1 protein-coding gene is annotated in these 368 nt (G+C 69.0%); it reads right to left on the reverse strand.

What is annotated here, in order from left to right; translation table 11 throughout:
- The coding region (locus EN845_RS34105; RefSeq protein ID WP_135931292.1) for a DUF2975 domain-containing protein at positions 1 to 368 on the reverse strand (368 nt) is incomplete at both ends.

Below are 368 nucleotides of genomic sequence, written 5' to 3' on the forward strand. Positions count from 1 at the left end.
GCACGAACAGCATCAGCACCGCCACCAGGCCGGTGATCGACATGCCGCCGCCCACCTCCATCCAGGTGAAGTCGGGGCCCATCCAGGCCGCGTAGGCGCCGATCAGGATCGACAGCAGCTCCATCGCCAGCATCAGCCAGGCCATGCGCTGCAGGCGCTGTGCGTTGGCGTGGGTGAACGGACGCTCGCGCGCCGCCGATTTCAGCAGCCGCAGCAGATGGCGCAGGAACAGCAGGCACAGCACCAGCAGCGCGACGATTGCGCCCAGGCCCAGGCAGAAATGCAGGAACAGGTCATTGCCGTGCGCGGCGGCGGCACCGGCGTCATGGACGCTGTCGAGCAGCCAGCGGCGGTCGTGGGCGACCAGC

Source organism: Mesorhizobium sp. M8A.F.Ca.ET.202.01.1.1 (assembly GCF_004791595.1).
In the GTDB taxonomy this organism is placed as follows: Bacteria; Pseudomonadota; Alphaproteobacteria; order Rhizobiales; family Rhizobiaceae; genus Mesorhizobium.